We start from the raw sequence: 26997 nt of genomic DNA on the forward strand, positions 1-26997 counted from the left end.
TACTTGCAGGTTTTAGCCCATTACCGTAATGTTGCCAGCCTCATTTTTTGGGTAGGCAATATGCATTTTAGCGAGTCTTGGTTGGCACCATATTTTACGCAACACTTTGGCTTTAAACGCCCTAACTGGACAGCCATGAGTGACCCAGTTGAGCAAGGCTTGAGCGAAGCACAAAAGCATGACGCTTGGCATCAAATCGCTAAAACCTGGCTTAGCTGGCTAGCCGATGGCTGTAAAACAGCCTATCAACAAAGCGAAAGTAAAGAGTTCCTAGTGTTTGCGCCGGCAAACTATGCTGACCGCGATGCGCTGCATGCGTTTCTTGAATCGAGCTATCAAACTATTTTGCACCACCTACCAGGCATTACCTCGCCTGAGGGCTATGGCAAGCATCTAGTGATTCTGTTGCACGACAATGATCATTTTCAGCGCTACCTTGGTTATTTCTACCAGCAAAGCAGCCTGCCAATGACCTGTGATGATGGCGTGTTTGTCAACGATGGCTACGGTCAGCTTGTGCTGCGTGCTCACCCTCTGGCCGACTTAGCCTCTACCATTGCTCATGAGCTGACTCATGCGTGTCTTACACACCTTGCCTTGCCAGTGTGGTTAGACGAAGGTTTGGCCGATTACATGGAAGATCACCTGTGTGGGTCGGCACCCTTTTACTTAAACGATGACGCCATTGGCCAGCACCAAGCATTCTGGACACCCACCAAAGCACAACAGTTCTGGCAGGGTCGCAGCTTTTTTGCTGACGACGACGAACATTGCGGATTAAGTTACCACCTTGCGCGCGCACTGGTGCAAACCTTGCTCGCTGATTACCCGCCGTTTAAGCAGTTTGTCAATCTAGCAAACTGGTCAGATGCTGGAGCTGGCGCCTTTATAAAGGTGTATGAGCAGCCTATCGAGGCACTGCTCGCGCCTGTATTTGACTGCCCTGCACCCGACAAGGCTCAGTGGCTCAAATAAGTGGTGCGTTGGCGCCACACGAGCACTACCAATAGCGTTAATGTGGCGGGTAAACTTAACCAGATGACGGCCTGCCAGCCTAACCCACCATAGATAACCCCAGCCGACAGCGAGGCAATTGCCTGCACACCAAATACTATGGTGTCGTTGAGCCCTTGTGCGGTGTTAGCTTGCTCTGGCGTATAGCTTTGAGCCAGTAGAGAATTACCAGCCAAAAATAAGAAGTTCCAGCCTAAACCCAATAATACTAGCGCCCACCAAAAGTGAATCACCTCCTGCCCAGACAGCGCCACCACAAGCACAAGAATGTAAGCGAGCACCCCTGCCATCATTACCTTGTGAATACCAAAGCGTGCGATTAACTTGGGGGTAATCAAACTAGGTAAAAACATTGCCACAATATGGCTTTGAATAACCCACTTGGTATCGGTGCCGCTATGGTTGCAGCCATATTGCATACTCAGCGGTGTGGCGGTCATTAAAAATGTCATCACGGCAAAGCCAATCGCCGAAGAAGCGATGGCTAATATGATGTCTGGGTTTTTTAGTAATGTGCTGCGCTTTACTCGCGCCTGTGTGGTTGACTGAGCCGACTGCTTTGGAATATTTAGTCCTAGCAGCAAACTGCCCGCCAAAATAATAATTATGGCAAGTAATAAAAAAGACCCTAGGTAGCGAGTGTCGAACAGCATTTCGCCCCGCGCACCGATTTCTGGGCCAACAAAAGCACTGACTAAACTAGCAAGTAATAAAGCACTCAGCACTTTAGGCGCATTGTTTTTATCGTCTAGTGCCTCAACGGCGGCAAAACGCAATTGCTGGCCAAAAGCAATGGCAGCACCAGAGATACCTGTAGCAAGGCACAACAAAGCAAAACTTTCGATGATGGTGGCGAGCGCACCCAACAGGGCACCGGACAGGGCAATTGCAGCACCAATTAGTGCCCCCAGCTTACGGCCAAGCTTGTTATAAACGAATGCTGCAGGGCTCGCCGCCAATGCGGTGCCTATTACCATGCAGGCAACGGGTAGGGTCGCCCAGCTTGGCGACGGTGCATAATACAGCCCCATTAATCCGCCAATTAGTACAAGCATGGGGGCAATGACCAATACCAAGGGTTGTGCCACTAAAATGGTAACAATGTTGCGGTTATACATAGCCGACTCCGGTATACTTAGCGGGCAGCAGTATAAAGCCATGCAATGCAAAAAGGACAATAAAATGACTAAGTTTTGGGTTGGCGGCTATGGTGAAGATCATCCGCTCAGTCTGGTTGCCATCGAAGATGAAAAACTAGTGATCAAGCGCTCTGTTGCGGCGGTAAACCCGAGTTTTATTGCTCAAGCTGGCAGTGAGCTGCTGCTGGTGAACGAACAGTTCCCCGACAATGGTGAAATCTGGAAATTAGATGCCATTACTCATCAAGTATTGTTTAAGCGCAACTCACTAGGGTCGGCGCCGTGTCATTTGTTAGTTCAAGGGAAGGATTTGTATATCAGCCACTACGGTGGTGGCAATATCATGCGTTGGGATGTAGAGCGCCTAAACCTGCAGGCGGTATTTCAACAGCGTGGCCAGGGTAAACACCATGAGCGCCAAGCAAGCTCGCATGTACATAGCACCATACTAACACCCGACCACCAGTGGTTGCTGGCGGCTGATTTGGGCACCGATGAAATTTTGATGTTGTCGCCTGAAAAGTTGGTACTGGAAAAGCGTTTTGCGACCAAAGCAGGTGATGGTCCTCGGCACATGGCATGGCTAGACCCTCAACATTTGTTGGTCACCAATGAGCTCTCGGCTAGCTTGTCGCTTTACTTGTGGCTAGACCGCAAACTCACGTTAGTGGATAACATTAAAGTTGGCACGCCTTTGCAGGATTACCCTGCGGAAGTTAGTGTTGTAGATGGTCATATTTACCTGTCGATTCGTGGCAGTGATCAATTGTTACAGCTCGTGTTAATGAATGGCCGACTCAAACGTGTTGCCACCGTTGCAACGGCAGGCAAATTTCCGCGTCACTTTTTAGTTACCCAGCAATATGTGCTAGTTGCTAACCAGCTCTCGGACCGCTTAGCATTATTTGAACGCAAGTCTGAAACCGGTGAAGTAGGTGCGCTGTTAAGCACATTAACTGTTCCGGCCCCTACCGTGGTTGTTGCAGTTAAATGATAAGCGTTACAAAAAGTTAAATTGCCTCTCGAAAATCTTCGCTATGGTTAACAAATAACCATACCTTTGCGAAGGAGGGCGCAATGGATAACTTGCCCATCAAAACGCGACATAACATTATTATTGTGGCCGTAATTCTAGGTTTCAGCTTAGCAATTGCACTGGCACTGTTTTCGGTAAATCGCTTATCGACGCTTGCCGAAGCTGAATCGCAAGCGCTTACCCTAGAAGCAGATCTGCTACAGCTGCGCCGCGCTGAAAAAGACTTTTTAGCGCGGCTCGATACTCAGTACGTCGAGCGCTTTAATCAACAGGTAGACAAAACTGCCCTTACCATTGACCGCATCGAGTCTTTTGGCATTGCCGATACCAATACCAGCCGAGCACTGCTTAGTCAGTACCAATCATTATTTAACAACCTAGCCAATCGCCAGGTAGAAATTGGGTTAACACCTACCGATGGCCTCTACGGTGGCTTGCGTGCAGCCATTCAGGAAGTAGAAAGTAATTTATCCAACGAGCCCGAGCTGCGCGCCGACATGTTAATGCTTCGCCGCCATGAAAAAGACTTTATGTTGCGCCTAGGTATGAAGTACCTCGATCGTTTTCGACGCGATATAGAAACCTTCCGGGTTAATTTGCGTCAGTTAGACCCGGCCTTACTGCCATTGGTAGACAGCTACCAGCAGCAGTTTGAACAACTGGTTGTAGCCGAGCAAGAAAAAGGCTTAAACGAAGAGAGTGGCTTGCGTGGCGAGTTGCGCACAGCCGCCGCAGGCTTTGAGCAAGAGGTCTTTGATAAGCAGGCGGCTATTGAACAAAGCATTGCCTCGGCTCGCGCCACATTAATCGTTATGATTGTTGTCAGTATCTTTGTGATTGCCATAGTCGCCGTCGCGCTAACGGTATGGATCTCACAGACCATCCGTAAAAGTGTGCTGGCGTTAATGAAAACAGCGGCAAACCTAGCGAACGACCCAGCGTTAGATGTAACACAAGGCAAAAACGAGCTGGCCTTTTTGCAGCAGGCATTAACAACCTTACATAACAAGTTAGATGCCGCGTTTGCTAATTTTCGTAATGCAGCCCAAGAAATTGAAGCGGTGGCAGCGCGTATTTCATCAGCCGCGCAAGATGTATCGAACACCACGCAGAGTGAGCACGATCAACTTAATCAATCGGCTACAGCGGTGCATGAGCTCAATACTTCATTTAAAGAGGTGGCTGAGTTAGCGGGCAAAACCTCGGAACTTGTCGGAAGTGTGAATGACCGACTTACCTTCACCACCCAAAAATCAAGCATGGCACAAGATTCTATTGGGCAACTGCAAGCCGACTTAAACTCAGCGGTGTCTGCGATTAATCAGCTAAAAGAAGCAAACCAAGATACTAGCAAGGTATTAGATGCCATTGAGCAAGTGGCCGAGCAAACCAACTTGCTAGCGCTTAACGCAGCAATCGAGGCAGCCCGGGCCGGCGAAGCAGGGCGCGGGTTTGCCGTGGTAGCAGATGAAGTGAGGAGTTTGTCGAGTAAAACGTCTGAGAGCACCGAGCATGTGCGGGGTACTCTGCAACACTTCGAAAAGGTAATTCATGAAGTGGTACGCACCGTTGAGTTGTCGAGCAATCGTGGCAAAGAAGGTGTGCAAGAATCGGAAGGCGCGTTGTTGTTAATTAGAGAAATGACCCAAGCTATGGCCGAAGTGAGTATGATGAACTTACAGGTAGCCACAGCTGTTGAACAGCAAAGTGCCGCTGCATCAGAAGTTGATAAGCATGTTGCTGAGCTACTAGAAGCAGCTCAGCGCGTGCAAGCAAAAACCCAAGAGAGTGACGAGGCGACCAAGGTGCTTGCGCAAGTCGTCGAGCAAATAGGCCACACGCTCAAAACCTTGGAAGCGAATTAATCTAGTTGGCGCAGAGGGATCTGTTCTTCGACCACCATATACTTTGCTAGTAACTTAAAACAGGCGGCGGCTACCAGCCAGCCAACAATAATTAGCCCGCCGCTGACAAGTGCTTGGCTAAACAGCTGACTAGCTTGATAGATGGTCATTGCCACTAAATAAGCCACGCCTGTGGTCCAGCAAACGGCAATAATGGTCCAGCGCCTTCCTGCCTCGCGATAAATGGCGGCAATGGTAGCGCTACATGGTGTGTATAGAAGAATAAACGCTAGGTAAGAGAAAGCGGCCGACACACCACTAAAAGCAACAGTTAAGCGGCCTAGCGTATCCAGTTGCACCCCTTGTTCGGTTGCCGCAGTTGCTTGATTGTCTACTGCGCCAATCGAAATACCCAGTGGGTCGGCCAATGCCCCCGTTAAGCCGAACAAGTTGTCCCTAATCGATGCAACCGCCTGTCGAACTTGTACGAAAGGCGCCTCGGCGGCTTCTTCAGTTGTGGTAGGGCTGTAGAGTGTATCTAATGTGCCTACTACCGCTTCTTTGGCTAATACACCAGTGAATAACCCTACCGCGGCAGGCCAGTTACTCGCTTCAATGCCAATAGGCTGAAAGGCAGGGGCAATGATTTTGCCGACATTGGCAAGCAGGCTTTGCTCAGGTTGCTCTGGGTGCCACTGACCTTGATGATTAAATCCAGCCAGCGTATTAATCACCAATACCATGGGTACAATCACCTTGCCGGCTCGCCAGATAAATTGTTTTAAGCGCCGCCAAGTCGTGCGCCACAACGAGCGCAAACTCGGGAAATGATAAGCCGGTAGTTCCAGAATAAATGGCTGTCTGGCGGCTTGGTTTAAGTTTCTGTTTAGCAGCACGGCCGTCACAACCGACACGAGTATGCCCAACAGGTACAAGGCAAATACCGCGTTTTGGCCGTTTTGTGGGAAAAACGCAGTGGCAAATAGCGCATAAACTGGTAAGCGTGCACCACAAGAAATAAATGGCGCCATCATCATGGTAATCAATCGATCACGTTTGTTCGGCAGTGTTCTAGTCGCCGAAATCGCTGGTACGTTACAGCCAAAACCCATTAATAAGGGAACAAAGGCGCTGCCCGATAGCCCAAGTCGCGATAACAGGCGGTCCATAACAAACGCCACGCGCGCCATGTAACCACTGTCTTCTAATACCCCCAAAAATAAGTACAAGAAAAACAACACAGGAATAAAGGTTGCAACCGTTTGTATGCCTCCTCCTATGCCGTTGGCTAATGAACCAGACAACGCCGCAGGCAGGCCAATGAACGAGCCAATGGCTGATATGCCATCAACAAAGATCAAGCCTGCCATAATGTCGAAGAAATCAATAAAAGCGCTGGCAAAATGCACGGCAAAGAAAAACATCGCATACATAGCGAGTAGAAAGAACGGGTAGGCTAGCCATGGGTGCAGCAGAATTTGGTCTATTTGGGCGCTCTTACCCGCTCGACCCACTGCCTTGGTGGCAAGCTGAGCAATCTCATCACTTTTGCGCACCAAGCCCTCTTGGCACTGATTGGTCACATTGATTACTTGGCCTTGTGGGGGTGAATCGAGCAGTGCTTCAAGCTGAGCGATGCCTTCGCCAGTTTTGGCAGAAAGCGCCACCACAGGGGCGCCAAGTTCGTCGCTTAACACATCTAAGTCAATATGAATGCCGCGCGCCCGCGCTTTATCCATCATGTTTAGCACTACAATCACTGGCCGACCCGTGGCAATCAGCTGCTGGGTTAACAATAGTGAGCGACTTAGCTGCGTGGCGTTAATAACATTGATGATGGCGGGTGCCCGTTTGAGTGCTGCCGCAGCCGTTTGAATATCTATCCCCACCGATGCAGGTGGGTAGAGATCATAGAGCCCAGGAATGTCGGTAATTTGATGGCCGGCGAAATCGCCCTGACAAAGCTCAACGGTAACCCCCGACCAATTGCCTTCGCGCTGGTGTTTGCCCGTTAGGCGATTAAAAAGCGTTGTTTTGCCGCAATTTGGCGCGCCAGTGAGGTAATAGTTCATGCTTGCTCCCAATCGATACCCTGGCATTCACTCTGGCGAAGCGCTAAGTTGATGCCTCGAAACTGAATTTCTATCGGATCTCCCAACGGCGCCCGGCGAACCACCTGCACCAAAGTTCCTGGGGTTAACCCAATGGCTGTGAGCTGTTGGCTGTAGGAATTAGACTGGTGATACTGGCGCAGTATGACTTGCTGACCAGGTTGAAGTTGCGACGTGTTCATTGCAGGCTACCAAGAGACGATTATTACGTAATGATAATAATTCCCATCACGATTCAGCATTCTGACCTAGCTCAATAAAGCGCCATTCAAGCTAGTCAATCACTGCAAGTTGCCATCTACTTATCACTGAGCGCGTAGTAAGCATTAATAAAGGAGGAAAAACCATGCGAAGATTAATGAGTTTCATTGCAGTAGTAAGTGCCTTTTGGCTGAGTGGCTGTGTGAGCATTCCAGAGGGAATAACGCCGGTAAGTAACTTTGATAAAGAGCGCTATTTGGGTACTTGGTACGAGATTGCTCGCTACGACAACCGCTTTGAGCGCAATCTGGAAGCCGTAACCGCTACTTATTTAGAGCGCGAGGATGGCGGCGTGCGGGTATTAAACCGTGGCTGGAATACAAAAAAAGAGCGTTGGGACGATATTGAAGGCAAGGCTTATTTTGTTGGCGACTCAGATGTTGGCGCCCTAAAAGTGTCGTTTTTTGGCCCATTCTACAGCGCCTACAACGTGTTTGAGCTAGATGATGGCTATGAGTACGCCCTGGTGACCGCATCCGACCGTGATTACTTCTGGCTATTAACGCGGGAACCTCAGCCATCTGAAGCGCGAGTAGAGCGATTGGTCGCCATAGCCGAGGCGAATGGATTTGATCGTGAGCAAATGCTGTTTATTGACCAAAGCCGCAATATTGATTAATACCTCGCAACAATCGCTACTAACGCTAGGTGACTACAATGTTCGATATGAGACCGTCACCCGCAGGGAGCGGGTGTCGAGGCTACATGGGTAAAAGCCGATGCGTAAGCAACAAACGTATGAGATACGTTTGTAGGCTTGAACGACAGTGCATGGAAGCACTGGCTGGAAGCCCACGCAGGGATGTTTACAACGGCTCTTCGCGGCGCCGTGTCGAATAGCGAATTTTGTAGTCGCCAAGTTACCTCGATTTAATAGCATTGCCCCTTTGGCAAGGTTTAGAAGGGCTGGTAAACTGCCGGCTCCTTCTATTAAGGTGATTGCAATGAGTAAATATTGGAGTGCTCAGGTTGCTGAGTTAAAGCCCTATGTTCCGGGTGAGCAGCCAAAGTCGCAGAATTTAATCAAACTCAACACTAACGAGAATCCTTATGGCCCATCGCCTAAGGTGTTAGAAGCAATCGCTGCTCATTGTGACCATCGCCTAAGACTGTACCCAGAGCCAACCAGCTTAGCGGTGCGTGAAGCTTTGGCAGAAGCTAACGGCTTGCGCCCAGAGGAAGTATTTGTAGGCAATGGTTCTGATGAAGTGCTCGCGCATGTGTTTCAGGGGTTATTGAAACAAAATAAACCGCTGCGCTTCCCAGACATTTCTTACAGTTTTTACCCTGTTTATTGTGGATTATTTAACGTCGCCAGCGAGCTGGTGCCGCTAAAGCAAGACTATCGTATTGATGTGGATGCTATGGCGAACAATGAGGGCCCAGTTATTTTGCCAAACCCGAATGCGCCAACAGGTATTTTGTTGTCGCTCGCGGAAATTGAGCGCTTGTGCTTAATGAATGTTGACTATGCCGTGGTAATCGACGAGGCCTACATCGACTTTGGCGGTGAGTCGGCAACAACACTTATTGCCAAGCACCCTAACTTATTAGTTGTGCAAACTTTCTCCAAGTCAAAAAGCTTGGCGGGTATGCGTATTGGTGCCGCCTATGGGCAAGCGCATTTAATCGAAGCTTTGGTGCGTGTGAAGGACAGCTTCAACAGCTATCCATTAGATATGCTGGCACAAGCTGCGGCTATTGCTGCAACCAAAGACCAAGCTTATTACGATGAATGTAATCAAAAAGTCATTGCGGCGCGTGACTGGTTAACCACAGAGCTAGAAGCGTTAGGCTTTAATGTGTTGCCATCGCATGCAAACTTTGTTTTTGCCCGCCCGCCAGCTGGCAATGCAGAAGCTGTTCAGCAAGCCCTGCGCGAGCAGAGCATTATCGTGCGCTATTTTAATAAGCCGCGCTTGAATGAACATTTGCGCATCACTATTGGTTCACAACTAGAGTGTGAGGCACTAGTGAACGCCCTGAAACAGATCATTCATTGATATGGCTCGCTACTTTATTTAAATATCCGGCTAGAGTACTGACATGGTCATCAATTACGAGGTTTTGAACATGTCAGTGCAAGCCGATGCATTGCTCCACACCCAACTGCTCACTTTGTTACGCGAACTTCATGGCACTGCCTTGCGAGCTAGCTTAACAACCGATGATGATTCGCAAGCTACAGTCATGACCGAGCTTGCCGAGCAAGCATATTTTTACCAACAAAAGCTGGTTGCTGGAGAGCAGTAGCAAGCAGCCGTGAAGAGGCTGCGCCAATGAATCGCTCCATCCTACTAGCACTGCTTCTACCCATTGTTGCAAGTGCTAGTATTTTGCCATCATTCCCTCAGTTAGATGCTTGGCAGCAGGATTATTATCAGTACCTTTCAGCTGGGGCTCAGCAGGGCGATGCATGGCAAACTCAATATCAATCTAGCTGGCAGCCGAGTCAATTTTCCGTAAAGCCAAGTGAGCAAGTGCTTGCTTATGGCGGCAAGGAAGGATTGGTTGCTGGGTTATCCTATATTGCTCAGCAGTGGCATTTTGATCAGCCGCTAGTTCAGCATCAATCTACTGCTTATTACCCATGGCGCGGGTTAATGATTGATGTGGCGCGTAACAAACGCAGTGAAGCCTGGCTACTGAACCTAGTCGATGAAATGGCAGCACTAGGGCTGAATCGTTTACATCTGCACCTCACCGACGATCAAGGCTGGCGCATTCCAATCCCTGGTTGGCCTAACTTAATTACTGTTGGCAGCGATAACTCTGTGAGAGGCGGGGCTGGCAGTGGTTATTATTCTACCGAGTTTTTAGGGCAGCTCGTTGCGAAAGCCCAATCATTGGGCGTGGTGATTGTGCCCGAGGTAGATATGCCGGGGCATATACTATCTGCTTTGGTCAGTTACCCCGAGCTGGCTTGTGAGGGCGCGCGCACCACCCATTATCAAGGCATGCAGGTGGGGTTCTCCAAACTATGCTTAACCGATAAGTGGGACCTTAGCACTGAGTTTGCCGCCGATGTACTCGATGAGCTAATGCGCGTGTTTCCATCACCTTGGATACACATTGGTGGCGATGAAGTAGAAAGCCCGCGCTATGGTGACTTTATGCGTTGGTCCGCTGATTATCTAGCAGGTAATGGCCGCTGGATGATTGGTTGGCACGAAGTGTTAAACAGCGGTGAGCTGCCAAACAATGTGGTTGTTCAGTGGTGGCGAGATGATCACTGGCCTGAGTTGGCAAAAGCACAGCAACTCGCGTTGATCCAGTCGCCATGCGATTACCTATATTTTGACCATGGTGAAACACCTAAAGAACGCAATGTTGTAACCTGGTGTCATCCTCAAACAGGGTTACCAATTGAAAAGGTTGCCCAGATGGATCCTCGCCAACATGATAGTTGGGGCATAGAAGCAGCCTTGTGGGGAGAATTTTTAGAATCTGATGAAATCGCTGACGACCGCTTGTGGCCTAGGCTAATCGTTGCGTCACGGCTGGCTTGGTTCGGTGAGCTAGCGCCGGATTGGTCACAGAATGTTAATGACTATCAAACTTGGCTGTATGAACGTAAACCTAACTGATAGGATTTAACAACTCGCCAAGACAGGCGGCTTTGGTTAACCTTTTGGGTTATCAGTATTAGGAGATAAATAATGAAAAAAATATTGCTATCGATGGCCGCAACTGTGCTTGCCACTGGCGCACTAGCCGCTGACTTTGTAGCTGGCACACACTACCAGGTAGTTGGTGAAACAGCGACGGCTAAAGACGAAGTACGTTTGTACTTCAGCTACAACTGTGGTTTCTGTAATACCTTCGATCCAACTTATGAAGACATGGAAGAGATTCTAGAAACTAACGAATCGCCTGTTGCTGTTGAGCGTACACACGTAGACTTCGTTGGTCGCAATGGTCGTGATATGACTTGGGCGCGTTCAATGGGCCACTTACTAGGCGTTGAGCACAAAGTTGGCCCATTAATCTTCAATGCAATCCATGTTGAGAAGCGAAGCTTAAGCCGCGACGACGTACGCGATTTATTTATTAGCGTAGGCGTTGATGGTGAAGAATTTGATTCAACAGCAAAAAGCTTCGCTTTGGCAGGCTTAGAAACTCAGCAACGCAAACAAACAGTTGATGCAGAAATTCGTGGTGTGCCAACGGTGATTATCAACGGCAAATACCAAGTTGACCGCCGTAACGTTAACACAGCTGAAGACCTAGCTGAGTTAGTTGATTACCTAGCAACGCTAGACTAATCAAAACCGTTAGTAGATTAGTTAACGTAAAAAACAGCCCGCGGGCTGTTTTTTTTTAACTTGATTTGGGTACACTGCCCGCCACTATGCTAGCCGGAGGCATTATGGCCAAGCGCGATATTCCAGTTTATTCGCATCCAATTATTGAAACCCACTGTCACCTTGATTACTTAGAAGGTGATGAACTAAGCGCAGTGGTGAGTGCTGCACAAGCAGTGAATGTTGAACAACTGATTACCATTGCCGTATCGCCAGGCAACCTCAGCACAGTTCGCCAGATTGCCGGGCAGTTTGATAATGTTTTCTGCACTCAGGGTGTGCACCCGCATGAAGCAGAAGACTACAACGACGACGTAGACAGTGAGATTCGCCAACATTTAGCAGATAGCAAGGTTGTAGCAGTTGGTGAAATCGGCCTAGATTATTTTTACGACCATGCTGACCGAAAACAGCAGCAAATCGCTTTCGAGCGTCAGCTGCAAATTGCCTGCGAAGCCGATTTACCCATTGTGGTGCATGCTCGCGATGCCGATGACGACACGCAAGCGATTCTTCGCAACTTTAGCACCCCATTAAAACGCAAAGGCGTTATTCATAGTTTTACCGCTGGCGTTGAACTGGCCGAGTTCTGCTTGTCAGAGGGCTTTCATTTAGGCTTTAACGGCATTATTACGTTTAATAAAGCTGAGAATGTTCGCGATATTGTGCGCCTTACGCCTATTGAGCAAATGCTTGTAGAAACCGACAGCCCTTACCTAACCCCAGTGCCGTATCGTGGCAAGCCAAATCAACCTAAGTATGTACCCTTTGTTTGTGAAAAAATTGCCGAAATTAAAGGGGTGACTGTAGAGTCCTTGCTGCCTGAGTTATACCAAAACTCTAAGCAAGTATTTAAATTGCCATAGTTGAGGAAGCTGACAAGTGCGCTGTGGTCTGCCAATCTATAGCTAGAACTGGGAGATCACTATGAAAAAAGTAATTCTGCTCGTCGCACTGATCAGTGGTAGCGCAATGGCGGCACCCAATACCCTGATGGGTGGCGGCGATGGTTATTGGGGATGGCTAATAAGCCCCGAGTTGCGCGTACTGCCAAACGGCTTAGGCGTTGGTGGTAAACTAGCGTTAGCCCGCTATGAGGGAGACCACGGCTTACTGATTGGTGGTCAATTCAACCTGCATCAACTAGGTGACCCGGGCACCGACATTAGCATGACACAGTATGGCCTGATGCTTGGTTATCGCTACATGCCCTACCAAGTTGCACATTGGGATACCGAAGTCGTATTAGGTCAGATCAGTCAAAATGATGGCAATGGTGCTGCTACGGCATTTGCTGGAGAACTCAGTGGTACTTGGAAAGTCAATGTGCATCCCAATATTCAGGTGGGGGTGGGCTTAGCCGCGATAGTTAGTGGCCAACCTGATAGCGATACCATTGCAGCGGTTGAAACCCTTGCTGGGCGATTGGTTTTTGAATTTGGAAAGTTTTAAAGCTTAACAAAACTGTTTCAAAATCATCCATTTAGCCCAGCAAAATACCATTGATGAACTATAGTGAATGTAGATTGTAGCGTTTGACGAGGTTGTCAATGAAATTGCAACGAGAGGAAAGAGTTCGACTTATGCACACTGGTATCCCGCGCAGTGTGGCACTTGAACTCGTATTTTCACCAGGGATGCTAGGTTATGAAATTCATCCAGCAAATGGTGGCGCAGCCTTAACAAAAGAGCGCCTTAGTATCGAGGACTTCCTGCCGGTCGGTGTCACATCACCCCTGCAACTTGAAGCTGTATTGCGCAAAGCAATGATCTCCGTGGCGCGTTTTATTAACATGCCTGAACTAGACGCCTACCGGCAACAATATGCTTGTGAGTTATTGGACTTGGTTGAGCCGGATTCAGAGCGCTATGTGCCCTTGCTAAGAGTGTTTGCTAATTTGATCGACAATATGATTCAAATGCTTACAACCGATGATGCACAAGGCGCATCAGAGCTGAAAGCAACAGCCGCTGATGGTGGCAGTAAAACCGAAATGCTGCACTAAGGCTTGCTTAATTGCATAAAAAACCCAGTCATTGACTGGGTTTTTTAGTTTTGCCCTCAGTAATTTAGCGAGTAGGCGTCACAATGATTGGTTCAACGTTCGGCACTAAGAAAATCTCAATGCGTCGATTCTGTGCTCGGCCCGACGCAGTGTTGTTGTTGGCAACCGGAATGTTAGAGGCATGGCCCACGGCTCGCATACGCTTGGTATCAACGCCATAGCGCGCTAGCATACGCACCGCAGAGGAGGCGCGAGCCGTTGAGAGCTCCCAGTTCGATGGGTAATAAATTTGCAGTTTATCGCCAATAGGGCGGCTATCTGAATGACCTTCGATGCTAATGGTGTAGCCGTCAAATGCTTTGATTGATTGGGCTACCGCAGCTAAGGCTTGCTCGCCACGTTCACTTAGTTCAGCCGTGCCAGAACCATATAATAGCTCGGTTGGGATGCTGATCATGGTGCGGCCATCTTCATAGCGTTCAACTAAACTGGCTTTTTCATCACTTAGCGCTTCGAGCTCACCAAGCAATGCTTCGCGAGCCTGATTTTGGGCATTTAGTTCAGTTTGCAGCTCGGCTAGTTGTTCGGCGTATTGTTCGTTTTGCGCAAGTAACTCGTTAATACGGCTGCGGGCAGAATCGAGCGCTTGTTGCGCCACGGTCTGTTCAGCCTGTAGCTTGGCACGCTCATCATTCAACTGAGCAAGCTCGGCATCTAGTGCGGCAATGGCATCGGAGTTTTGCTCGTCTGATTCTAACTCCGCCTGCAACTGATTAATTTCTGCCTCACGCTCTGCTAGCGCTGCATCTTTGGCTGCCAGCTGCTGGTTGAGGTTTTGCAGCGTTTGTTCTGCTGATGCGGCCTGACTGCGAGCGTTGTCGATGCGTTCGGCAACTTGGCGCAGATCTACGAGCTCCGCTTGTTTGTCTTCGATTTGGGCAGCAAGGTTGGCATTGTCCGACTCAAGTGCTGCAATTTGATTCGTTAACGACTCATTTTGTTCTTGCAACTGAGTCATTTCATTTTGCATCTGGGTAAGCTGTGCTTCTAACTCGCTGCTATCTTCGTTTGCCAAGCTTGCTTCCAGCTCTGAAGCTTGAGCTTGTAGGTCGTCATTCGCTTGTTGCACAGTGGCTAACTCATTTTGCAAAGACGCCAACTCATTTTCACGCTCGGCAAGGTTCGCTTGCAGTTGTTGAATTTGCTCAGACTCAGACGCTTGTTGGCTCTCTATTTGTGCTTCCAGCGTTTGGATACGTTGGGTGGTGAAGGTGGCATCAGACTCAAGGCGACGCACATCTGAGCGTAATTCGCGCCGGTCCGCTTCAATTTGGTTGATGCGCTGCTGCAGCGATTCAGCATTACTGCTGGCGTCTAGCCATAAGTAAACACCGACCGCTGCGGCAATGCTCGCAAGGATTGCGATAATCCAAGCAATGACGGAATTGGACATTTTGTCACTCCCTCGCTGAGTTTTATTTTCAGCTTAGCAGGTTAGCAACAAAATGTGTCTGTTTGTTATTTGAGCAACTATAAATTTGCCAGCGCTTTTTTCATAAACTCTGGCAAGGCTAGTGCACCTTGGTGAAGTTCGGCATTGTAATAATGCGTGGCAAACGCTTTTTGCTTGGCATCATCAAAGCGGAACTCGCGCACTTTCACTGATTTGCTCGCCATGGTGCAGCTCCACCAGCCCGATGGATAAATTGGCTGTGGGAACGGCAAGGTATGCATATTTTCAAAACCCGCAGCGCGCATCTCGCTGTACATTTCTTTGATAATACTATGCGTGTGGTACAGCGGCGACTCGCTCTGTTGTACCAAAATGCCATCATCACCTAACGCGCGCAGGCAGCTAGCAAAGAATTTGCGGTTAAATAGTCCTGCTGCAGGGCCTACTGGATCAGTGGAGTCGACGATGATGACGTCGATGCTGCTAGGTTCTGCTTTTTCAATCCAATCAATGCCATCACCAAAGAAAAAATGGGCACGTGGGTCATTGTTTTTGTCGCAGAGTGCTGGGAAAAATTGCTCAGATACGCGCGTTACTCGTTCATCAATTTCAACCTGCCAGGCTTCTTCAACGTCAGGGTGCTTGAGTACTTCACGCAAGGTGCCACAGTCGCCACCACCAACAACCACGACCTTTTTAGGCGCAGCGTGCGTGAACAGAGCAGGGTGGGTCATCATTTCGTGGTACAAGAAGTTGTCGCGGTCAGACACCATGTAGCAGCCATCCAGTACCATTAGGTTGCCCCAGTGGCTAGTGCGGTACACTTCAATCTTTTGAAACTCAGATTGTTCACTATGCAGCAGCTCTTCGATGGCTAGCGAAAAGCTAGAACCGTCGCCTGCCCATACTTCAGTGAACCATTGGTCTGGGTTAAATGAATCGCTCATGGTGTATTTCCTTCAATTCTGTGATGGCACAGTTGAGTGCCATCAAAACGAGGCGAATATCGCAGTTTTTGCTGAAATTGCAAGCCGCTTAGGCGTAGATCCGCGAGATTTTTAATACCACTTGGTCAAGGCGGCGCAGCAATCGAATCACGCGAGCTAGATGCACGCGGTCATAAACGGAAATTGATGCACGCACTACACTGGTATTGGCGTCACGTTCATCCATATTAATGGTTTCGATATTGGCTTCAGCTTCTGCTACAGCCGCCGCGATTTTGGCTAATGCACCACGCTCGTTTTGTACCTCTAAGCGCAGGTCAACGACGAACTCGTGGTCGATCTGTTCATCCCATGCAAACGGCAAGCAGCGGTCTGGGTCGTTGCGCAAGTCGTTAATATTCTTGCAGCTTTCCACATGAACCATCAGACCCTTGCCTTTGGAAATCACGCCAACAATTGGATCGCCTGGAATTGGGTGGCAGCATTTGGCATAGCTCACCAATACGCCCTCAGCACCAGAAAGCTTCATCGGTTTGCTGGCGTCATTAGCTGGGCTGTCGTCACCAACGTTTAATAAGCGGTGGGCCACTAAATAAGGCAGACGGTTGCCCAAACCAATGTCTTCAAACAGTTTGGCTTTCGACTCTATGTTCGCGTCGGATATTAAACGGTCAAAAGCATCGTCACCTAATGCTTCTATTGAGCCGCCTAATGCTTGGACAGCGCTTGATAGCATGCGATAGCCCAACGACTGAGAGTCAGACTCGCGCAGCGTTTTCATGTGGTGGCGAATGCTGGCGCGGGCTTTGGCGGTAATCGCATGGTTAAGCCAAGCAGGGTTAGGCCGCGCCAGCTTGCCGGTAAGAATTCGAACGGTATCGCCGCTCTTTAAAGGCTGGGTGAGTGGTGCGACTTTGCGGTTAATCAAACAACCAGTGCAACGATTGCCCACGTCGGTATGAATGGCGTAAGCGAAGTCGATGGCACAGGCTTGTTTCGGCAACTCAATGATTTTGCCTTTTGGAGAAAACACATAAATTTCGTCCGGGAAAAGGTCGATTTTTACGTTTTCAATGAACTCGACTGGGTTACCGGCGCGTTGCTGAATTTCTAGCAGGCCTTTCACCCAGCGGCGAGCACGAGCATGGGCTGGGTGTGGGTCGTGCGAGTCGTTTTGCTTGTAAAGTGAGTGCGAGGCAATACCCCAAGCCGCCATTTCGTCCATTTCTTTGGTACGAATTTGAATCTCGATTGGCACGCCATTCATACCAATTAGCGTGGTGTGCAGTGACTGGTAACCATTAGCTTTAGGGATAGCAATGTAGTCCTTAAAGCGATTCGGAATAGGCTTGTAGTAATTGTGCACAATGCCCAGGATGCGATAACAGTTATCGACAGAATCGGTCACAATGCGAAAACCATAAACGTCCATGATCGACTCAAACGCTTTGCGCTGCTCCTGCATCTTTTTGTAAATGCTATACAGGTGCTTCTCACGGCCAAATACCACGGCGTTGATATCGTCGTTATCCAATTGGTCTTGCAATGCCTGCTGAATTTTCTCCACCATGGCGTTGCGGTTGCCGGAAATCGAACGCACGGCTGCTTTGATGCGCGTTGAGCGCATTGGATGCATGTTTTCAAAGCATAAGTCTTCTAGCTCGCGGCGCAGCGTGCCAATACCCAAGCGTTGCGCAACCGGGGCATAAATATCCAAAGTTTCTTTGGCAATTCGGCGCTTTTTGTGCGGTGGCATGACACCCAGAGTGCGCATATTGTGCAGCCGGTCGGCTAGCTTAACCAAAATAACGCGAATGTCTTTGGCCATGGCGAGCACAATCTTTTGAAAGTTCTCGGCTTGCTCTTCCTGCTTATTCTCAAACTTTAGGTGCGTAAGTTTAGAAACCCCATCGACCATTTCGGCAACGTTGGCACCGAACTGTTCAATCAGGGCGTCTTTATTAACTGGGGTGTCTTCAAGCACATCGTGCAGCATGGCAGCCATTAAAGACTGGTGGTCCATGTGCATGTCAGAAAGGATTTCGGCAACCTGTAGCGGATGAATAATATAGGGCTCGCCTGAACGGCGATACTGCCCCTCGTGCGCTTGCTCAGCATAATAATAGGCACGGCGTACCCGGTTAACCTTTTTAGGGGATAGGTAACTGGACAGTTTAAAAGCTAACTCATCTATATTCGCTACAGGCATCTTGCTCGCATCACTGACATAAAAAAACCGGCGTTTGCCGGTTTAGTGTATCAGTCTTCTTGCTCAGCAAGAATGCTTGCATCGATATTTCCTTCAGCAATTTCGCGCAAGGCGATTACCGTAGGTTTGTCGTTCTCTTCAGGTACCGTAGGTTCAGCACCATCGTTGGCAAGCTGGCGTGCACGCTTCGATGCAACCATGATCAGTTCGAAACGGTTGTCTACGTTTTCTAGGCAGTCTTCAACAGTTACTCGTGCCATGTAAAATAGTCTCCAGATGATGGCGCATTGCGGTGGACACGCCATTGTATGGTTTTTAATCGCTATGACAAGAGGCTTTCGATTAATTCTTGCTGGTTAATCGCTTGTCTGGCCTGTTTTTGGCGTTCTGCTACAAAAATAGCATGCAATTCATCCAGTGCGGTGGAGAATGCATCGTTAATCACCACGTATTCAAACTCATGCCAATGCGACATTTCGCTTTGCGCATCTTTCATTCTACGGGCAATGACATCGGCCCCGTCTTGACCACGATTATTAAGTCGCTGCTCAAGCGCTTCTACCGATGGTGGTAAAATGAAAATAGAGGTGCAGTTTGGCACAAGTTTTCGTACCTGCTGCGCGCCTTGCCAATCAATCTCTAAAATCACATCGATGCCTTGCGCCAATTGCTCAGTCACCCATTCGCCACTGGTGCCATAGTAGTTATCGAATACCTTGGCATATTCCAAGAATAGCCCAGAGTCGATGCCAGCTTCAAACTCAGCTATGGTTGTGAAGTTATAATTGACGCCATCTTCTTCACCTGGACGCGGGGCGCGAGTTGTGTGTGAAACCGACACTTGGATGCTTGCGTCACGTTCACATAGGGCACTCACTAAACTTGATTTCCCTGCACCCGACGGGGCGGAAATAACAAATAGTTTTCCTGCTGACATGAGGACTCTCCAAATTGAATGGCGCGTATTCTAGCGTTAAATCCACCAAGGCGCGAATCTGTTCATATCGACTACACTTACGTTCAGTTTCCTGCTTGGTTTGATGAATGTTTCGTGCTTTTTTATTGATACTGGTTTTTTGGACGACAGTGGCGAGTGGCAAGCAAATGACCTGGCTGCTGTCGGATGCGCACCACATGCCGTATTTCGATGGGCAAGGCAATGGCTATATTGAAGTGCTGGCCCAAGCTTTAGCGAGCGAAGGGTGGCGCATTGACTTAGTACAACTACCCAGAACTAGGGTAGAAAGCACGATGCTAACTCAACAAGCTGACTTGATTGCTATTACCAACCCAAACTGGGTAGACGACCGCAGCAAGATGCTGTTTAGTGATGCCTATATCCATCAGCCGATGGCGATGGTTAGCCTACCGATGCCGCCGATTACCTCGTTTGACCAGTTAGCAGACAAACGCGTGATTGAGTTCGCTGGTTATTTCTATAAAGAACCCTATCGCTCGGCAGAGCGACTCAGCACCGTCTACATCTATCGGCCTGAACAGGGCTATCGAATGCTATTGGCCGACAGAGCCGATGTGCTGCTGTTAGATAGCTTGATTTTAGACTATCAACGCTCAGTAGATCATCGCTTAGCCCCTTTGATTAAACACGACTTGCTGGTTAGCAGTGATTCGGTTCATTTTGGCATTGCTAGCGATCACCCTGAGCGTGACCTTATGTTAGAGGCGATCAATCGGGTTATCGCTAACAATAATATGCAAGACTGGATGCATCAGTTCGATTTACCAAGCAACTAGTTAACCCTTGTGCAGGTTTTGCCTTGGGCATCTACACTGAAACCAATATAAAAAGTTTGGTGAAGTTGATGACGGATCAGCGTGCGCAATGGCCAAGTGACCATCTAATTATTAGTAAAACCGATCTGAAGGGCAAAATAACCTATGCCAATCGGTTATTCATGCAGGTCTCAGAGATGCATGAAGGCCAATTGTTGGGCAAGCCACATTCAGTTATACGCCACCCCGACATGCCAAGAGGGGTGTTTCGCTATATGTGGCAAACGCTACAAAAAGGCGAAGAGTTTTTCGGGTTGGTGAAAAACAAAACCTATACCGGCAAGTACTATTGGGTATTGGCTAATGTGACGCCAAACGTCAATGTACAAACAGGAAAGATAAACGGTTACTTCTCGGTTCGCCGCCAAATAAATGAATCGGTGGAAGAGGTTATCGCCAATATTTATCAGGAAATGAAAAAAATAGAATCAGCGGGTACCAACCAATCTATAGATGATGCTGTGGCTTATTTGATGGCTGAATGCAGTAAAGCTGGTGGGTATCGCGATTTTGTTATTGGTATAGCAGGGGTGCGTTTTAAATGAGCAAAGCAGCCAAAAGCGATAAACTGTCAAAACACCCGTTTTACAAGCAGCAGTTCGTATTATTATTAGTTGCAGTCTATGTGGCTGGTGCGCTTATGCTACTGGCTCGCTTTCTACCGGATTCAGTGCGTAATCTGATTGACATTCTGTTGATGGCTGGTGTTTTAGCATCGGTTACCGTAATGGCAGTGTCAATTAATAGAACCCAGAATCTGTTACAACAGTTGAAGCATACCCTCAGCTCCGCCGCGGCAGGTGACTTTTACCGACGAGTAACTGATACCCGCAATTTTGGTGAGATGGGAGAGGTTGCTTGGGAGTTAAATGAGTTTCTCGATTCGGTTGAATCCTTCTTTAATGAAACCAACTCAAGCTTTAGCTGTGTGTTAAAAAATGATTTTGAGCGCCCGCCACTGACGCAAGGCATGCCTGGGCAATTTGGTGCCGCGCTAACCAATATTGCACATGCATTGGCTCAGCTAAAAGACATTCGTGTCATCACTGACGCTAACAGTATGTCGGCCCAGCTAAACGACCTAAACATTGACAATCTGTTACAAAACCTTGGCGCCATTCAGAAAGACATGATTGGCATCTCGGCAAGGGTTGATGAAGCGGAACGCATTTCAGTTGAAAATAGTGATAAGGCTGTTAGTGCCAAAGTTGAAATAATGCAGGTTAATGATCGTATTTCGGTCATCGACCAGTCTGTTACCGAAATGGCCAATGCTAGTGAGCAGTTAGCCGACAAAGCAGCTGCCATTCACCAGTCGTTAGACATGATCAATGGTATTACTGATCAGATTACCATGTTGGCATTGAATGCTAGCATCGAAGCCGCGCGAGCCGGTGAGCAAGGTCGAGGTTTTGCTGTGGTTGCAGATGAGGTGAAAAATCTATCTCAAAACACCAGTAATGCCGCCAAAGAAATCCGCACAAGATTAGATGAATTTTCCGCCACAATGCAGCAAACTGCTACGAGTACAGCAGCAGCTAAACAAGAAACGGATGCGATGGTAGAAACCATTGCGTCGGTGACAGATGCGGTAGAAAGCACGGCAGCATCGGCGCAAACAACAAGCCGCTTGTTAACGCTGACGCGTGATATGTCATTTATGTCACTACTGAAAGTTGACCACATTGTGTACAAGCAAAATGGCTACTACGCCATATTGAATCAAGACGCCGAGGAGTACCGCGAAAAAGTTGCAGTAGACCATCATAGCTGTCGATTGGGTAAATGGTTTGATTCCGAAGAAGCCGTTAGTCGTTATGGTCGCTACCAAGGCTACAAACTGCTTACTGAACCCCATAAAAAAGTACATGATGGTGTGCATCACGCGCTGGACAAGGCTGCTGAAGAGCACTTGGATATCGAGGATATCGTGACTTGCATGCACATGAGTGAAGCGGCCAGTAAGCAAGTGTTTGATCATCTTGATGGCATATTAGCTGAGATTAATCAGGCCGAAGCTGACGATAGCGTCGAGATGTTTTAATCAGCATCAGTAGCGATTGAGTAGCTGGTGAATCATATCCGGCTGATACACCCTTGGTAGGGTAACGGCATAGAAGCGCTCAAATAGGTTGCTAAAAGTATGGCGCACCACTAGGTTCTCGGCGGCTAGCTCATCGCGGGCAACAACCGTTGGTAGTACCGAGTAGCCATAGTGGTCGCGCGCCATCAAGCGCAGCATTGCCATGTCGTCCACTTCCATTTTAATTTTTGCGGTAAACCCCTCGGTTTGGCAAAACGCCTCGAACTCAGAGCGAATGGCATGGTAGCGACTTGGTAGCACCCAGCTTACTTCATGGTAATGCTTGTCTGCTAGCTCGGGTGGGCAAACAATCGACACCGGCTGGCGCGACAACAGCTGCACAATCCAAGGTTGTTCGTTCTCTAGTTCAATGGGTTTATTGGTTAATAACAAGTCCAGTTTGTGATTGGCCAGGCGCTCCAAAAGCGTGGGTAGGTTGTTGGAGTGCAGGGTGACTCTGCAATCTGAGTTGGCAAGCGTAGGGGCAATGAACTCTTCAATAAAGTTGCGCGACATATAACTAGAAATGCCAATACTGATATGGCTGCGCTGGCCTTGCTCGCCGAAGCGCAGCAGGTTTTCTAGCTCTTCACCGCGGGTAAAAATGTCGTTGGCAAACAGCACCGCTTTCTCACCAGCCTCAGTTAGCACCAGCTTTTTTCCTGCCCGCTCAAACAGCGCGCAGTCCATGCTTTGTTCAAGCTGCTTAATTTGATTCGACAACGCTGACTGCGAAACATGCAGGGCTTGGGCCGTTTTGGTGAGGTTGCCCTGTTGGGCGACCTGCCAAAAATAATAAAGATGGTGGTAATTCAAGCGGCTCATAATCGTTCTCTTTTATAGAACATAATAATGATTTATATGTATTTCACAGAACGATAGATTGCTCACATACTTTCGTCAACTTCTACAGAGGAGAGTGATGATGGATATGTTGGCATTTGCCATACCTGCTTGGTATCTACTGGCAGGTACTATGAAAGGGCGCTCGTTATGGGCCTTGCAAGCGATTGTTCCTGCCGTGGTGCTCAGCGCATGGCTGGCCGATGGCTGGCTGGTAACCCTCATGGTGGCTTTAGTAGCAACTCTAGGGTTGTTCGTTAGCCGCTTTAGTGAGCAGTACCTAGCCGGCGAAGCCAAACAAGCCGACTTCTTCCGCTGGTTGCATTGGACCATCGCCATGGTGATGCTGGTGGTCGTCAGTGATCACTTACTCGTGCTTTGGTTTGCTTGGGTTGGTATTAGCTTGAGCCTGCACCAACTATTACTCTTTTACCCAGACCGCCCGCGTGCACAGTTAGCAGCCCATAAAAAGTTTGTTTTCGCCCGCTTCGCTGATATCTCGCTGCTCGGCGCCATCGGCCTACTATTTTGGCAATACCAAAGCTTTAGCATCAGTGAGCTTGCCCTATTAGTTAGCAGCAGCGATGCCACTGCATTAACGCACTCAGCCGCCACCTTAATGGTGCTTGCAGCATTGCTTAAATGCGCCCAGATGCCGTTCCATGGCTGGTTGATTCAAGTTGTCGAAGCCCCAACGCCGGTATCGGCTTTGCTACACGCTGGTGTGGTGAACTTGGGTGGCTACTTATTGCTACGCAACGCCGAGCTACTGCAAGCATCTTGGATTGCCACTACGGTACTTGCCTTGGTCGCAGGCTTAACCCTGGTGCTGGCAGCGGTGATTGCCACGACTCGCATTAGTGTCAAAGTAGGTCTGGCTTGGTCGACGGTGAGCCAAATGGCCCTCATGCTGCTGCAAATTGCCGCGGGCTTGTACGCTCTGGCTGCGCTGCACCTGTTAGCACACTCTTGCTACAAAGCTTACAGCTTCTTAAATGCTGGCAGCCAAGTGAAAACTGCCGTCGCCAAACAAATGTCGGCTAGCAAGGCCTCAATGGCCACCACAGTACTAGGTTTTTCGGCGGCCTTTAGTGTGTACCTGATTGGCACCGTGGTGCTAAAGGGCAGTGTGTCGATCACCGAAGTGGCGTTCTTTGCTCTCTACAGTGCTGGTTTTGCCGCACTGGTTCAGCATGGTCAGCTCGCCAAAGGCCTAGTAGCTGCCCTAGCACTGGCTGGTGTACACACGGCACTCAAATACAGCCTTGGCTGGCAGGCCTTGCCAGAGGCCTTGGCACTAGAACTACTGTTTGCCGCCATCGTATTGGTGCTCATAGCTTTCGCCTGGACTGTGCAATTTAGCGAGCACAAACCAGTTGGCAAGCGCCTACACCAAGCGCTGTTTGCTGGCCTTTACCTAGATGAATGGGCAACGCGCATCACACTCGCGCTGTGGCCTGCCAAATTAACCCAAGCAAAGCCTGTTAACAAAGTTGCCACAGCAGAGGTGCAATCATGAACGTAGCAGTGAAAGCCCCAGTATCAACCTTAATTCAACAGGCCGCTGGGCGCATTGCGCCAAACTGGCCACTCGATAAGCTGATTGCCGTGAACCCTTATTGGCAAATGCGCCAACTGAGCATGCATGAGGTGGCCGTGAACTTATCTTGGTTGGGTGGCGTGCATGTATATGGTGATGTATCGCATTATCAGCATGTGAGCGACGATGACCTGGCCCAAGCGCTGAGTGCGCTGGGGCACGAACTGACGGTGGCACAGTTTAAGCAGCAACCACTTAAACAACCCCAGCCTTGGCAGAACGTTGCACAGCTGGCGGATTTAGAACGCGATAGCGAGCGTGAGATCAGTTGGAATGATGAAGTGGTTCACCAAATTAGCCAGTTTGCCGGTGACTACTTTGCTAGTCAGCCACAAACCGGCGCTGGCTGCGATGACTTTTACGCCGCTTGGTTAGACACCATTTGCCACGACCATGGCCTAGAAATTCTAATGAAGAGCAAAGGCTTGGTTGAGCAGTTTAAAGCCTTGCCAAGTGATGCAACAACGCTTGTAGAGCAAGCTTTGACCATGCTTGGTGTAACAGATGAAGCGCAGGTGGATTACCTACACGCGCTACTACTAAGCATCAACGGCTGGGCTAGTTATAGTGCTTATGTCGGTTGGCAGGCCATGTTGGCTGGCAAGCAAAACAATGTGGTAGAGCAACTGCTTGCCGTGCGCCTAGCTTGGGAGCTGGTGCTTTGGCAGCAGTTATCCAGCAGTGAACTGCAAATAAACTGGAAGCGCCAACTTGCCCATAGCAATCAGCTTAAAGGTGAACACCAAGCCTATGTAGATGGCTTGCAAGTGTGGCACCTAGCCAATGAAATGCAGATTCAGCAAGGGTTGCACCAGCAACTGCGCACGCCACTGCCAGCCAAAGACAATGCAGCGCTTAGCCTGCAAGCGGTATTCTGCATTGATACGCGCTCGGAAGTGATGCGCCGGGCACTCGAAGCACAGTCGCCAAGTATTCAAACCAAGGGGTTTGCTGGCTTCTTTGGCTTGCCAATCGCTTATGCGGTGGGCAGCTATCAGCGCCCGCAGCTGCCTGGCTTGCTGGCTCCTCAATTAGAAGTGCGGGAAGCCAGTTCGGGCAAGCTTGCCACCGCCCAATACAGCGCCCAATGGCAGAAGTTTGCTAAATCCTCTGCTGGTGGTTTTAGCCTAGTGGAGTCTACTGGGTTGTTATACCTAGGGGGCTTGGTGAAAAACACCCTGGGTCTTGGCAAAGCCAAAGTCACTGAATTTGGCCCGCTTACCCTAAGCAAACAAGGCAAAGCACTGCCGCTAAGTGAACAAGCAGATATGGCTGCTGGTATTTTGGGTAGCATGGGCTTTACTGATGAGTTTGCCGACACCGTGCTGCTGTTAGGGCACGGCAGTCAGTGCCAAAATAACCCGCACGAAGCAGGCTTAGACTGCGGTGCTTGTGGCGGCCAAACCGGTGAAGTGAATGTGCGCCTGTTGTGCCAGCTTCTAAATGATGCCGCGGTAAGAGAAGCTTTGATTGAGCGGGGCATTCACATACCAGATGCGACGACCTTTGTGCCAGGTTTGCATAACACCACGACTGATGAAGTCATTGTGCTATCTGGCCAAGTGCCAGAGCAGATTGAACAATGGCTAGCCGGCGCAACCGAGCAAGCCAGTAGCGAGCGGGCTAAGTTATCAGCGAGTCCTGATGCCAAACAAAAAGCCCGCGACTGGAGCCAAACGCGGCCAGAGTGGGGCTTGGCCAATAACGCCTGCTTTATTGTTGCTGATCGTAAACGCAGCCAGCACCTAAACCTAGGTGGGCGCAGCTTCCTGCACGACTACAACTGGGCGAACGACAAAGATTTTGCCTTGTTAACCACCATTCTCACCGCGCCAATGCTGGTGACCAACTGGATTAACATGCAATACAACGCCTCGGTGACCGATCCACTTAAATACGGTGCTGGCAATAAAACCCTGCACAATGTAGTGGGTGGCAACATAGGCGTGTTTGAGGGCAACGGTGGCGACCTGCGTATTGGATTGCCGCTGCAAAGTGTGCACGATGGGCAAAAATATATGCACACGCCTACTCGGCTGAATGTGTATGTGGATGCGCCAAAACACGCCATTCGCAACATTATTGATGCCCACGACAACGTTCGCTGGCTAATCGACAACGACTGGCTCTACCTCTACCAGCTGCGCGACGACGGCATCTGCCGTTATCACCAGGGGTATTGGCATCCGGTTCAGTAAAGGCTGTCACACCCGAACTTAAACCGTCACACCCGCGAAAATAAACCCGTCACACCCGCGCAGGCGGGTGTCTAGTTTCGGTATGGTCAAACCCGCGAAATTAACCCGTCACACCCGCGCAGGCGGGTGTCTAGTTTCGGTATAGGTGTCCAGTT

The 26997-nt window shown here is 49.2% G+C and carries 25 protein-coding genes; 16 read left to right on the forward strand and 9 right to left on the reverse strand.

Annotated features, from left to right (window positions below):
- Positions 1 to 60: 60 nt before the first annotated feature.
- Positions 61 to 975 (forward strand): hypothetical protein, encoded by a 915-nt coding sequence (locus tag DUW71_RS13165; protein ID WP_158584084.1) that lies wholly within the window; start codon positions 61 to 63, stop codon positions 973 to 975.
- Here DUW71_RS13165 and DUW71_RS13170 read toward each other — a convergent pair.
- Positions 960 to 2132: an MFS transporter gene (locus DUW71_RS13170; RefSeq protein ID WP_325048587.1), complete on the reverse strand. Its 1173-nt coding sequence runs from the start codon at positions 2130 to 2132 to the stop codon at positions 960 to 962. The genes DUW71_RS13165 and DUW71_RS13170 overlap by 16 nt on opposite strands.
- Positions 2133 to 2196: 64 nt before the next feature.
- On the opposite strand from DUW71_RS13170, the gene DUW71_RS13175 reads away from it, so the two are divergent.
- Together DUW71_RS13175 and DUW71_RS13180 are read left to right on the forward strand one after the other, a co-directional pair.
- On the forward strand, positions 2197 to 3147 hold the full coding sequence (locus DUW71_RS13175) for a lactonase family protein (RefSeq protein WP_158584086.1): 951 nt from the start codon (positions 2197 to 2199) through the stop codon (positions 3145 to 3147).
- Between the two features lie 83 nt (positions 3148 to 3230).
- Entirely contained in the window at positions 3231 to 5054 is a 1824-nt protein-coding gene (locus tag DUW71_RS13180; RefSeq protein WP_119395725.1) for a methyl-accepting chemotaxis protein, read from the forward strand.
- On the opposite strand, the gene feoB is transcribed toward DUW71_RS13180, so the two are convergent.
- Positions 5051 to 7105 (reverse strand): ferrous iron transport protein B, encoded by a 2055-nt coding sequence (feoB, locus tag DUW71_RS13185; RefSeq protein WP_158584088.1) that lies wholly within the window; start codon positions 7103 to 7105, stop codon positions 5051 to 5053. The genes DUW71_RS13180 and feoB overlap by 4 nt on opposite strands.
- Complete coding sequence (locus DUW71_RS13190; RefSeq protein ID WP_119395727.1) at positions 7102 to 7326, reverse strand: FeoA family protein; 225 nt, start codon at positions 7324 to 7326, stop codon at positions 7102 to 7104. The genes feoB and DUW71_RS13190 overlap by 4 nt, the downstream gene beginning before the upstream one ends.
- Before the next feature lie 164 nt (positions 7327 to 7490).
- On the opposite strand from DUW71_RS13190, the gene DUW71_RS13195 reads away from it, so the two are divergent.
- The 8 genes from DUW71_RS13195 (at position 7491) to DUW71_RS13230 (ending at position 13715) form a co-directional block, all read left to right on the forward strand.
- On the forward strand, positions 7491 to 8024 hold the full coding sequence (locus DUW71_RS13195; RefSeq protein ID WP_199671225.1) for a lipocalin family protein: 534 nt from the start codon (positions 7491 to 7493) through the stop codon (positions 8022 to 8024).
- A 325-nt stretch (positions 8025 to 8349) separates the two neighbouring features.
- The gene (hisC, locus tag DUW71_RS13200) at positions 8350 to 9408 is read left to right on the forward strand and encodes a histidinol-phosphate transaminase (protein WP_119395729.1); all 1059 of its coding nucleotides are present in this window, start codon (positions 8350 to 8352) and stop codon (positions 9406 to 9408) included.
- 70 nt (positions 9409 to 9478) lie between these two features.
- Positions 9479 to 9658, forward strand: a complete 180-nt coding sequence (locus DUW71_RS13205) for a hypothetical protein (RefSeq protein ID WP_119395730.1) — start codon at positions 9479 to 9481, stop codon at positions 9656 to 9658.
- Between the two features lie 26 nt (positions 9659 to 9684).
- Positions 9685 to 10992 carry a family 20 glycosylhydrolase gene (locus DUW71_RS13210; protein WP_119395731.1) on the forward strand — a complete coding sequence of 436 codons (1308 nt, stop codon included), beginning with the start codon at positions 9685 to 9687 and terminating at the stop codon, positions 10990 to 10992.
- Positions 10993 to 11064: 72 nt separating this feature from the next.
- Positions 11065 to 11670: a DsbA family protein gene (locus DUW71_RS13215; protein WP_119395732.1), complete on the forward strand. Its 606-nt coding sequence runs from the start codon at positions 11065 to 11067 to the stop codon at positions 11668 to 11670.
- Between the two features lie 104 nt (positions 11671 to 11774).
- Complete coding sequence (locus DUW71_RS13220) at positions 11775 to 12575, forward strand: TatD family hydrolase (protein ID WP_119395733.1); 801 nt, start codon at positions 11775 to 11777, stop codon at positions 12573 to 12575.
- A gap of 61 nt (positions 12576 to 12636) precedes the next feature.
- Entirely contained in the window at positions 12637 to 13161 is a 525-nt protein-coding gene (locus tag DUW71_RS13225) for a hypothetical protein (protein ID WP_119395734.1), read from the forward strand.
- A 98-nt stretch (positions 13162 to 13259) separates the two neighbouring features.
- Entirely contained in the window at positions 13260 to 13715 is a 456-nt protein-coding gene (locus DUW71_RS13230) for a hypothetical protein (RefSeq protein ID WP_158584090.1), read from the forward strand.
- Positions 13716 to 13779: 64 nt separating this feature from the next.
- Here DUW71_RS13230 and DUW71_RS13235 read toward each other — a convergent pair whose 3' ends face one another.
- The 5 genes from DUW71_RS13235 to gmk all read right to left on the reverse strand — a co-directional run bounded on the left by DUW71_RS13235 (position 13780) and on the right by gmk (position 19261).
- Entirely contained in the window at positions 13780 to 15168 is a 1389-nt protein-coding gene (locus DUW71_RS13235) for an OmpA family protein (protein ID WP_119395736.1), read from the reverse strand.
- A 77-nt stretch (positions 15169 to 15245) separates the two neighbouring features.
- Complete coding sequence (gene speE, locus DUW71_RS13240; protein WP_119395737.1) at positions 15246 to 16115, reverse strand: polyamine aminopropyltransferase; 870 nt, start codon at positions 16113 to 16115, stop codon at positions 15246 to 15248.
- An 88-nt stretch (positions 16116 to 16203) separates the two neighbouring features.
- Positions 16204 to 18324, reverse strand: coding sequence for a RelA/SpoT family protein (locus DUW71_RS13245; RefSeq protein WP_119395738.1), 2121 nt, complete (start codon positions 18322 to 18324; stop codon positions 16204 to 16206).
- Between the two features lie 50 nt (positions 18325 to 18374).
- On the reverse strand, positions 18375 to 18584 hold the full coding sequence (gene rpoZ, locus DUW71_RS13250) for a DNA-directed RNA polymerase subunit omega (RefSeq protein ID WP_119395739.1): 210 nt from the start codon (positions 18582 to 18584) through the stop codon (positions 18375 to 18377).
- A gap of 62 nt (positions 18585 to 18646) precedes the next feature.
- The gene (gene gmk, locus DUW71_RS13255; protein WP_119395740.1) at positions 18647 to 19261 is read right to left on the reverse strand and encodes a guanylate kinase; all 615 of its coding nucleotides are present in this window, start codon (positions 19259 to 19261) and stop codon (positions 18647 to 18649) included.
- A 107-nt stretch (positions 19262 to 19368) separates the two neighbouring features.
- Between gmk and DUW71_RS13260 the strand changes: the two genes are divergently transcribed.
- From DUW71_RS13260 to DUW71_RS13270, 3 genes are all read left to right on the forward strand, one after another.
- Complete coding sequence (locus DUW71_RS13260; RefSeq protein ID WP_119395741.1) at positions 19369 to 20079, forward strand: substrate-binding periplasmic protein; 711 nt, start codon at positions 19369 to 19371, stop codon at positions 20077 to 20079.
- A gap of 68 nt (positions 20080 to 20147) precedes the next feature.
- The gene (locus tag DUW71_RS13265) at positions 20148 to 20663 is read left to right on the forward strand and encodes a PAS domain-containing protein (RefSeq protein WP_119395742.1); all 516 of its coding nucleotides are present in this window, start codon (positions 20148 to 20150) and stop codon (positions 20661 to 20663) included.
- Positions 20660 to 22162 (forward strand): methyl-accepting chemotaxis protein, encoded by a 1503-nt coding sequence (locus DUW71_RS13270; protein WP_119395743.1) that lies wholly within the window; start codon positions 20660 to 20662, stop codon positions 22160 to 22162. Before DUW71_RS13265 ends, DUW71_RS13270 begins: the two co-directional genes overlap by 4 nt.
- Positions 22163 to 22168: 6 nt before the next feature.
- On the opposite strand, the gene DUW71_RS13275 is transcribed toward DUW71_RS13270, so the two are convergent.
- A complete protein-coding gene (locus tag DUW71_RS13275; protein ID WP_119395744.1) occupies positions 22169 to 23026 on the reverse strand; it encodes a LysR family transcriptional regulator in 858 nt (285 codons plus the stop codon).
- A gap of 97 nt (positions 23027 to 23123) precedes the next feature.
- On the opposite strand from DUW71_RS13275, the gene DUW71_RS13280 reads away from it, so the two are divergent.
- Entirely contained in the window at positions 23124 to 24563 is a 1440-nt protein-coding gene (locus DUW71_RS13280; protein WP_119395745.1) for an NADH-quinone oxidoreductase subunit L, read from the forward strand.
- Positions 24560 to 26842 carry a YbcC family protein gene (locus DUW71_RS13285; protein WP_119395746.1) on the forward strand — a complete coding sequence of 761 codons (2283 nt, stop codon included), beginning with the start codon at positions 24560 to 24562 and terminating at the stop codon, positions 26840 to 26842. The genes DUW71_RS13280 and DUW71_RS13285 overlap by 4 nt, the downstream gene beginning before the upstream one ends.
- The last annotated feature ends 155 nt before the right edge of the window (positions 26843 to 26997 follow it).

The organism is Salinibius halmophilus, assembly GCF_003577475.1.
Lineage (GTDB): Bacteria > Pseudomonadota > Gammaproteobacteria > Pseudomonadales > Natronospirillaceae > Salinibius > Salinibius halmophilus.